Origin of the sequence: Meridianimarinicoccus aquatilis, assembly GCF_004358675.1 — a bacterium.
In the GTDB taxonomy this organism is placed as follows: domain Bacteria; phylum Pseudomonadota; class Alphaproteobacteria; order Rhodobacterales; family Rhodobacteraceae; genus Meridianimarinicoccus; species Meridianimarinicoccus aquatilis.
Genome location: NZ_SMZO01000130.1, coordinates 1 through 750, shown reverse-complemented (window position 1 = coordinate 750; position 750 = coordinate 1). Strand labels below are relative to the sequence as shown.

Below are 750 nucleotides of genomic sequence, written 5' to 3'. Positions count from 1 at the left end.
GCGTGAACAACGCCATGATATGCCGCCCCTCAGGGGCCATCACCAACTTTCAGCTATATCTCCGCCATCCACTGGCCGCCACACTTTTGAAACGCGGCTTGATCGATTTTGCGTTGCAAAATTCACGGGTCAAACGGTATCGCCATGCTGCGCGTCACTTGCGTGAGTGCAAGAACCTAGCCGCGAGAGTTGACGACTTCGCACAATTTGATACGCATGAGGCTTATCTTGATGGCTTGAAACAGTCTCATGGAAAGAAGACCTCATTTTGGGGGGCGGTTGCTTAGTGTTCAGCTCACGGTGAGGGTAAGAGGACCCGTGTTCATTCTTTGTTCTTTTTCGCATAATGAAGTTTATGTTAAATTTCGGAGGTCTGGTCAGGTATTCAGATAGTTTCAAATTTCTATAGCGTTCTCAATTGCTTTGCGGATGAAGGTGCGACCAGAGCCTGAGGCATTTTGGAATTCAGTTGAGGAGAAATCGATCTCTTTGGCTGGAGTCAGAATTTTTTCGAAATACCCAGTGCTTATGTTCCTCTCTTCAAACGCACCTGATGCTAGCTTTCGCAGTATATCGAAAATGGCTTGCACACCTATGGTCCGAAAAATGTAAGAACCCTCGTTCGCGTTTTCCCAAAAAACACTATCTGCCGCTTTTAGATAGTTTAGCACCATCTTGAAGATCACAGCTGTTGATTTCTGCTGAGAAGTGACCCGGTAGCCCCCCAAATTTTCACTGAGAACTGACCCA

The 750-nt window shown here is 46.8% G+C and carries 1 protein-coding gene and 1 pseudogene; one reads left to right on the top strand and one right to left on the bottom strand.

All coding sequences use genetic code 11. The features are described from left to right. Window positions 1-287: DUF6880 family protein (locus E2L05_RS21015; RefSeq protein ID WP_341776767.1), on the top strand; the 287-nt coding region annotated here is incomplete at its 5' end. Between the two features lie 108 nt (window positions 288-395). Here E2L05_RS21015 and E2L05_RS20600 read toward each other — a convergent pair. After that, window positions 396-750, bottom strand: a pseudogene (locus E2L05_RS20600) (hypothetical protein); the annotation flags it as partial.